Origin of the sequence: Parafrankia discariae, assembly GCF_000373365.1 — a bacterium.
Taxonomy (GTDB): domain Bacteria; phylum Actinomycetota; class Actinomycetes; order Frankiales; family Frankiaceae; genus Parafrankia; species Parafrankia discariae.
On the sequence record NZ_KB891116.1, the window covers coordinates 1 to 8,482 of the forward strand.

The following is an 8,482-nucleotide window of genomic DNA, read 5'->3' on the forward strand; positions in this document are numbered from 1 at the left end:
GCCCATATCCACCAGATTGGAGCTGGTTCCTCGCTTACGGGGCTTCACACGCCGGTTCCTCTCGTACACCTTTCCGTCTCGCTTGCCGGACCCGGCCTGTCTGGTAGTTCCAGGCCGTCCCGTCGTTGTCAGGACTGCTCCCGCCCTCACCGGCGTTTCCCGGATCGGACTGTCCTCAGCTTCACCAGCCAGCTGCGACTGGCTGGCGGTGGGTCCTTTCACCCCACCCGGTGTTACGGTCATCAGCGGCTACCTGCCGCCTTCAGACCTGCAGCGCTTCGTGGCGCACCGCCTCGTCAAGAAAACAGGTGGCGTCGGGACGCTGGTCGGGGTGCAGACGGGCCCGGTGCAGGACGGTCTGCCAGATCTTCGCGAGCACGATCGACCCGACGATGCGGGAGGCGTCTTCCCCGATCACGCCTTTGGGGATGCGGACGAGGAGGATCCCGCCGCGGTCCAGGACCTGCCGCAGGTCCACGGTGGAGGGTCCGGCGGCCAGGGCCTGGCGGGCGAACGTGCGCAGGAGTAGGGCGCGGAGTTTGTTCAGGATCGGGCCGATCGCCGCCGCGCGGGCACCGTCGGAGAGCCGCTCGTACCAGGTCCAGAAACTAGCCAGGATCGGATCGGTCACCCCCGTGGTGGCTTTACGTCGGGTGTCCGGTTCGGTGAGGACCTTGACGACGTCGCCCAACGTCGGGGTGATCCCGGTGCGGGTGCGCCGTTCCAGCAGGGTCAGGCAGGTCGCGCGCAGCAGGTCATCGGTCCGCGGCCCCCACGAGTCAGCCCAGATCCGCCGGAAGATCCCGACCAGCTGGTCGGTAGCCAGATCGGCGTCACCGCCGTCGAGGATGTTCAAACAGGGCGGGGGCACGGGGTCCTCGGGGTCGAGGAGCACGACCCGGTCGGCCGCGTCGGCGGGCAGGCGGGCGAGGACGTCGTTGACCAGGTCGCCTTTCGGGTCGAAGACCGCCAGCCCGCGGCCGGCTTCCGCATCGGCGAGGATCATGTTCGCGAGCAGCGTCGATTTCCCCGACCCGGTGGCGCCGACGACGTGGACGTGGTGGCGGGCGTCTGCGACGTTCAACCCCACCGCGCGGCGCCGGCCGGCCTCGGTTTCCCCGAGTGGCTTGACCCGGGGTCCGGCTTCGGGGATCCCGGCCGGGGGTGCGACGGCCGCGGCCCCGGCCCGGGACAGCCCCGGGACGGCGGTGTCGAGGGGAAGGTGCGCGAGGGCGGCGAGCTCACTGACGGCGAGCAGGTCCCCGCGGCGCAGCTGGCGGGCGGCCAGCAGCGGCACCGGGTGCGGCAGTTTCAGGCGGCGTAGATAGTTGTGCCCGGCGTACAACGCGAACGCGGAGGCCAGGGCGTGGGCTCGGCCGCGCAGCATCATCACCGCGGCCTTCTGCCCGATCTTGGTCATCGGTGGGGCGAGGTGGGCGGCGGCGTAGGTGACGGTGGCTTCCCAGCGGGGGCCGACTGCTTTGAGGCCGATCGCGCGGGAGGCGGCGGAGTCTTCCGGCGGTGTCGGCCCGGCCTTGCCCACCACCTGCCCAGGGGCTGGGCGGGGCCCGGCATGCGGGGTGATCAGGTCGAGGGCGCGGCCGGGCAGGCTGGGGGTGTACTGGCCCCGCTGACGCGCCGCCGCCCGCCGCGCCAAACGCAGCCGCCGACCGGTCACCGGCCGGGCGAGCAGCTGCACGACCGCGGCTTCGTGGTCGTCGAGTTCGGAGGCGGCACTGAGCAACGAGCGGATCGGGTCCCCGGAGGGGTCCGCGCGCAGCGGGAGCACGTCGACCTGGGCCAGACGCAGCTGCCCACCGATCGCCAGCGCATAGTCCGGCAGCGGCGCGCTCGCCGGCCGGGTCGTGGTCCGGGCACCGGGCCACGCGGCCTGCACCGCCCGCTCCACCATCCCCGGTGGCACCGGCCCCGGGACCCACAGCCGGATCACCGTGCCCGCGCGGGTGGCGAGCAGTTCCCAGCCCAGATGCGGCTGGCCGTGAACCAGCCGGTCCCAGCGCGCCCGTTGCAGGCCACCCATCTGACCCCAGAAGATCTCCGCGGCGTGGGCGGACACCTCGGGTGGGGTGAGGATCTCCACCGTCCGCGCCCCCTCGCACAGCACCGCATGCCGATGGGCCCGGACCCGGCCGCGGCCGTACTCCACGGCCAGGAGCAGGGCGACGGCGAGCAGGGCGAGGGGCCACCAGCCGGCGTGGCCAGCCAGCCACGCCTGCAGACCGGAGACGATCCGGTCGGGGTCGGTGAACCACCCCGGCAACTCCGGCGCCGGAGCCGGGGGCGGAGGGGGTGGAGGAGGGACGGGGAGGAGCCCCGCCGGAGGGGTTGGAGCAGCGTGAATCATGCATGCCTCCAGGCATGTGAGCAGGGCAAACAGGACGTGGCAGAGGTGAGGCGGTCCGGGTGGGGCCGCCGCCGGGGTTCCGGGCGGCGGCACCACCCGGCGCAGAGGGGCCGGGTTAGAACGGGTCGGCGTCGTCGTCCACCGGCCGGCGGGTGGCCGGTCGGCGAGCAGCGCGACCCGGCCCGGTGTCCGCGACGGCGGGGCGTTCGACCCAGCCCGGGTCGAGCGATCCCGTGTCGGTGGGAGTGGCGGTGGTGGTGGTGTCGGCCGGGTCTGTGGTGATCAGGGTGTGTTCGGCGGGGGAGGCCAGGGCGTGTAGGGCGGTGCGCTGCCCGGTTCCGGTCAGCAGCAGGGCGTCGCCGGGGCCGGCGGTGAGTAGCTGGGTGGCTTCGCCGTCGGTGAGCTTGTAGACCCGACGCAGCTCGTCGATCACGCTGGGGTCCTGGCGGAGCAGGATCTGGGTGGCCGCGTTCGCGACGACCGCCCGGCCGAGCTCGGAACCGAGCAGGTCGGCGGAGTCCTGCGTTGCCACGGCCAGACCTGCCCAGTGCTTACGGGCGGCTTTCGCGAGGCGGAAAAGGAACTTGGCGCCGGCGGGGTGGGCCATCAGCAGCCACCCCTCATCCACCACCACGAGGCGCCGCCGGCGTCGGGCCGGGTCGGCGACGGTCCGCCAGATCGCGTCCAGGGTGAGCAGGGTGCCGGCGGCTTTCAGCTCGTCGGGCAGGGCGCGCAGCGAGTAGACGACGAGATGCCCGGTGGGCTGGGTCGTGGTCGGGTGAGCGAACAGACCGGCATGCGACCCGGAGGTAAACGGGGCGAGGCGGGCGGCGAGTGCCGGGCCGGCCGGGTCCTCCGCGCTGCGCAGGGCGGCGGCGACGTCGGCGAGCAGCGGGGCGGGCCGAGTCCAGGTGGCCCGGTCGTGGGTGATCCCGGCAGCGTGGTAGGCGCTCAGGATCGCCGCGTCCAACACCGCCCGACCCCCCGCGCCCAGACCACCGCCGTCATCGGCGGTGGGGTCACCAAGCAGGGTGGTGATCAACGTGTGGCAGAACAGGGCCCGGCGCGTGAGGAGGTCGGGGTCGTGGTGGGAGTGGGCGGGCAGGTCGAGGGGGTTGAGGTGCACCCCAGGCTCCCCGAGTGCGAGGCGGGTGCCCCCGACGGCGGTGGCGAGCCGGCTGTACTCGTCCTCCGGATCCACGACGGCGACCTCAACGCCCTGGTAGAGGGAGCGCAGAACGTCGAGCTTCGTGAGGAAGCTTTTGCCGGCGCCCGACGCGCCGGTGGTCACGGAGTTGTAGTTCGGCTGCGCCCACCGGTCATGCATCACCAGGCCCGCCGAGTGCAGATTCGTCCCATAGGCAACCGGGGCGGCCCCGGTGCGGTCCACGTCGGGTAGGGGTAGGTCGGGGGTGGTGAACGGGATCCCGGCGGCGAGGGCCTGGGTGTCCATCGCCCGGCGGATCTGGAGCAGGTCCAGGCCCAGGGGCAGGGTGCTGACCCAGCCCTGCACCGTGCGGTACCGGGCGCGGCGCACCGTGAGCAGCAGACTGTGCGCCAGCGCGGTGACCCGCGCCGCCTCCTCCGCGAGCTGCTCGCGGCTGTCGGCGTAGACGGTCAGGTACAACCCGACGCGGAACAGCCGTGCCTCACCACGCGCGACCTGACGGGCCAGCTCCCCGGCGTCCTGGGCGGCGGCGTCCAGCTCCGGGTCGGCGAGCTTTCCCGCCTGCGCGTCGGCGCGGCGGCCGGACTCGAGCCGGCTCAGCTGGCGGCGCAGCCGCAGCGCCGCCACCGCGGGCGGGGTCGGGTCGATGTGCAGGGCGACGTCGAGGCGGCCCGGGTAGGCCAGCAGCGGCTCCATCCATCCCGGCCCGACCTCACGCGGGTAGCCGACCACGCTGATCGTGGTCGCGCAGATGCCGCTGACTTCGATCTGCCCGGCATCGACCAGCAGCGCGGGTGGGGTGAACAGCGCCGGACCCTCGACCGGCAGCCCCTGCCCCGGCCCCTGCCCGCGGGTGGGGCGCAGGGGCCGGCGGCTGCGGGACGGTGCACCCTGCTCGGCGACGTGCAGCCGGTTGCGGCGGCTCATCGACGGCCTCCCGTCCGCGCCGGTCCGAGGACCGGACCGGCAGCGGTGGCACCCTCGGGCGGTGGTGGACCTGCCGGGTCGGCGGCGGAGGCCAGCAGGCTGGTCAGCTCGGGGCCGGACAGGATCCGCCCGCGTAGGCCGGCGGCGGCGAGCAGGCCGAGGGCTTCCTCGAGACGGCGCGCCGCCGCCGCCGCGGCACTGTCCCGGCCGCCACGCAGCGCGGGGATGGGTTCGTAGGCGGTGAGCAGGATCTGCCGGCTCCGCAACCGCCGGCTCGCCGCGATATCGCCGAGGAAGTGGGCGTGGTCACGGGCCGCGGCGGCCAATGCCGGATGAGGCGCCTGCTCGGCCAGGGTGCGTAGCCGGTCGGTGTGCGGGTCGAGGCGGACCGGCACCCCGCGGATGGTGATCTGGATCCGGCCGGACAGCGCGTTGAGCATCCGCGCATACCCGGCGACCTTCCGCCCGGTGTCGCTGTCGCCGGCGAGGGCGAGGTTCACCCCCGCCACTTCGGCGACGACCCCGACCGCGCCGCGCAGGTCGAGCACCCCAGCCGCGTCCACCCCGCCGGCCAGCGGCCTCGCCGCCACCGGCGTACGACGGCGGGCGGCGGGGATGTCAGGTAGCCAGCCAGGCTGCGCGGGGATCCCTTCGGGGGCGGCGAGGTGGAGCTTGGGGGCACGGTGGTGGGCCAGGGCGGCGGCAGCGTACCGGTCCGCGGTCACCCCTCCGCGCTGCCCGAGCGCGAGAGCGGCGCCGCCGCCGAGCAACGGCACCACCAGCACCGCCACCACCGGCAGCGGCAGATACGGCGAGGCGGTCCAGTACACCGCGACCGCGAGCAGGACCGGCGGGGCCAGCAGCGTCAGCTGACGGGCGGTCAACCCGGCCAGGATCCGATCCGGCCGATCCACATCAGACGGAATCCGAACCCGATCAGATCGGGAGGTTTCGGGCATAGCAAACACGACCTTTCAGGCCACAGAGCGACAAGAAGGAGAGAGAGAACGCCGGAGGCGGCGGTTAGAGGGGGATGCCGAGCCTGTGGAGGCCCTGGCGCAACAGCCGGTACTTCACCAGCGACACGACGGTGGAACGGCCGCCACCCATGACGGTGCGCATCACCGTGGATTGCAGGCGGATCGCGACGTAGAACAGCCCAGCGGCGGTCAGAATGTTGCCGAGACTGTCCGCGACGCCCACCGGGTGGAACGCCCCGTCATCGGTGGCGAACAGCACCCGCACACCCAGGACGAGCAGCACCGACTGGCCGACCTGCACCGCCAGACAGCCCACCGCGGCCCGCCAGTACAGGTTCGCGATGTGCTCCGTCCACGGCAGGCCCCGGCAGATCAGCATCAGCGGACCGGTCACCGCCAGCCCCATCAGCACGATCACCCGGATCACCCAGCCGACGAGCAGCATCACGATCATCCCGACCACGCCGATCAGCAACAAGACCAGGAAGATGCCGTGGATCCGCCCCGCCGCCAGCACCGTCAGCAAATCACCGAACGCCCCGCTCGCATCGAACCCACCCATGGTCGTGAACGCACGGGACAAGGCGTTCGCGGCGGAGATCGACCAGCCGATCAGCGGCAGGCTCAGGTTCGCCTCCCCGAACCCGAGGATCATCCGAGGGAGCATTTCCTTGGCGGTGGCGCGGGTCTGCACACTGTCGTAACCCATCGCCGCGACCCCACCAGCCATCAACACCAGCAGCATCACACTGTTCGCGATCAGCACGCTGCCCGCCCACAGCTGGCGGATCCGCGGCTGCTCCGTCACATCCGGAGTGCTCAGAATGGTCTGGCCGAGCAGACGCACGACCGGCTCCAACGCCGCCTCGACGAGCCCCTCAAACCAGCCATTGATCGCCCGCAGGATCCGCCCGGGGATGTCCGCCCAGCCGAACAGCGTGCCCACCACTCCACCACCACCACCACTGTCAGGGGCGGGGGCGGTCGGGGCCGGCTGTGCGGACGGTGGCGCTGGCACCTGTCCTGGCACCGCGGTCGGCGCCGGTGCCTCCTCGGAGCCCTCGGGGGAGGGCCCGCCGGAGGGAACAGGCGCATCCCCGCCGGAGGGAGCCGGCACGACCGAGGGGACCTGCGGGCTGGGGTCGGCGGGCTCCACCCCCGGCCCCGGAGGGCCCGCCGGAGCCGGTGCGGCGGGCGACGGTGCCGGTGCGGCCGGGACCGCGGCCTGCGCCCCCACCACCCCCAGCACCCCAGCACCCACCGCCAGCACGCACACGACCACCCCGACCCGCCACCCCCACACCCGGGGCCGCCGCGGCTTCCGCCCTGGCCGGAACATCAGGCCCCGACCACCGAACGCAACGCCTGCAACACCAACGGCGCCAGGACCGCCAGGCTGTACCCGATCGCGGCGTTACGGAACGCGCCTTTCGCCCGCTCCACCTCCCCGGGATCACCGTTCGCGCTCCCATATCGCGCGGCCCCGAGGGTGAAGAAGAACGTCGCGACCGTGGCAAGGATCCCCATCAGCCAGTTCCTCGCGTTGTTCAGCACCGTGTTCAGATCCGGCGCGGTCGACACCGGCGCCGGCGGCGGCGGAGCCTGCTGCCCCGTCACGACCGCCGCGGCCCCCGCCACATCGGAGAGCACGACCAGCAGCACGACGACGACCACGCACCCAACCGCGAGCCGCAGCAGATCCTCACGCCGCCGCCCTCGCCGCGACGACCGCTCCACCGCGCCACCGCCGGCCCCCAGAAGCAGGATCGTCAGCGAGCCGGCCAGCACCGCGCAGCCCACCCGGGCCAGGTCCACCACCGACCCGCACGGCACCAGCACCCCCGCCCCGGCCGGCTCCCCGCCGGGTTGCGTGAGCAGCCACCCCGCCGCGGCCAGCCCTCCGGCCACCGCCACCCACACGGCGGGCGAACCCAATCCCCGCAGGCGGCGCAGCAGGCTGCCCGCACCCTGCACAGCCCTACGTGTGTGCCGGAGCAGGGTGTGGCCTCGGCCCGTCATCGGCCCTCACCGCCGGTCCCGGGGCCGACCCGGCCAGCCGCGACCGCGGCCACCAGGTCCCGTTCCGCCCGGCGGCGACGCACCGCCAACTCCTCACCCGGGGTACGGCCCCGCGCGGACAACTCCGCCAACGCCACCCCCCGCACCCGGTTCACCAGCAGCAGGCGCGCGTCCACCGGGCTGATCACCCCCCGTTCGGTCGCCTGCGCCAGCAACCACCGCGCGTCCAGCCACGGCCAGCGCGGCACCGCGTCCAGGACCGGAATGTCCATCCCGGGCTTGCGGTAAGACACCACCTCCACCAACCCCGCCCGGAGCGCCCCGAACACCAACCGCATCGGGATTCCCCGCGCCCCCACCGGGAGCCCGGACAGCACGTCGACAAACCCGGTCAGCACCTCCGCGTCGAGATCGGCGATGTCACCGCGATACACCGGGGCCAGGGTGGCGGTGATATGCCGCAGCGCCGGCATCGCCATCCCCACCGCCGCCACCTTCCACGCATCCATCTCCCGCGAACGCAGGAGAAACGCCCACACCGCCTGCCGCGTCGCCACCGACGTCTGCGGCCGGGCCAATTCCACTCGCAATTCCCGCAGGCCGAACCACCGGTCCGCCATGCCCGGAATATCGGCGCCGTTCACCCCCAGCGCGGCGGAGGAATCCGCCAGCGTCAGGAACGCTGCCTCCACCAGATCCAACGATGACTCCGCCGTGTCCCCAAAGTCGTGTACCGCCATGGGTGGACTCCCGTCCGTGAGGCCCTGTGTTCCGGTCGGCCCCAAGGACGCCACACCCCATCTGACGGTGATCTGACACTCATCCACACCCAGGTCAGCGCGGCGAAGATGCGTCCGGACGCGACCTGACGGTGATCTGACACTGATCTGACGGTGATCTGACTCTGATCAGAAACATCGCCGCGAACCCCGCAGATGATCAGAGTCAGATCAGTGTCAGATCACCGTCAGACGCCCTGGACTTCACTCGGACCCGAACAGCCACCCGAACACCAGCGCCCCT

6 protein-coding genes are annotated in these 8,482 nt (G+C 72.9%); all 6 read right to left on the bottom strand.

The window, feature by feature from the left end:
• Positions 1-262: 262 nt before the first annotated feature.
• Positions 263-2,281, bottom strand: coding sequence for a helicase HerA domain-containing protein (locus B056_RS0105680; RefSeq protein ID WP_018500931.1), 2,019 nt, complete (start codon positions 2,279-2,281; stop codon positions 263-265).
• Between the two features lie 199 nt (positions 2,282-2,480).
• Positions 2,481-4,460 carry a VirB4 family type IV secretion system protein gene (locus B056_RS0105685; RefSeq protein ID WP_018500932.1) on the bottom strand — a complete coding sequence of 660 codons (1,980 nt, stop codon included), beginning with the start codon at positions 4,458-4,460 and terminating at the stop codon, positions 2,481-2,483.
• Positions 4,457-5,419 (bottom strand): PrgI family protein, encoded by a 963-nt coding sequence (locus tag B056_RS0105690; RefSeq protein WP_035750236.1) that lies wholly within the window; start codon positions 5,417-5,419, stop codon positions 4,457-4,459. The genes B056_RS0105685 and B056_RS0105690 overlap by 4 nt, the downstream gene beginning before the upstream one ends.
• 64 nt (positions 5,420-5,483) lie before the next feature.
• The gene (locus B056_RS0105695) at positions 5,484-6,386 is read right to left on the bottom strand and encodes a hypothetical protein (protein WP_230202838.1); all 903 of its coding nucleotides are present in this window, start codon (positions 6,384-6,386) and stop codon (positions 5,484-5,486) included.
• 392 nt (positions 6,387-6,778) lie between these two features.
• Positions 6,779-7,459, bottom strand: a complete 681-nt coding sequence (locus tag B056_RS0105700; protein WP_154676855.1) for a pilin — start codon at positions 7,457-7,459, stop codon at positions 6,779-6,781.
• Complete coding sequence (locus B056_RS0105705) at positions 7,456-8,151, bottom strand: hypothetical protein (protein ID WP_268258346.1); 696 nt, start codon at positions 8,149-8,151, stop codon at positions 7,456-7,458. Before B056_RS0105705 ends, B056_RS0105700 begins: the two co-directional genes overlap by 4 nt.
• Positions 8,152-8,482: the final 331 nt, after the last annotated feature.

Bases quoted from the DNA above. Each gene is read 5' to 3' on its own strand.
- B056_RS0105690 (WP_035750236.1), bottom strand. From the start codon at position 5,419: ATGCCCGAAACCTCCCGATCTGATCGGGTTCGGATTCCGTCTGATGTG.
- B056_RS0105685 (WP_018500932.1), bottom strand. From the start codon at position 4,460: ATGAGCCGCCGCAACCGGCTGCACGTCGCCGAGCAGGGTGCACCGTCC.
- B056_RS0105700 (WP_154676855.1), bottom strand. From the start codon at position 7,459: ATGACGGGCCGAGGCCACACCCTGCTCCGGCACACACGTAGGGCTGTG.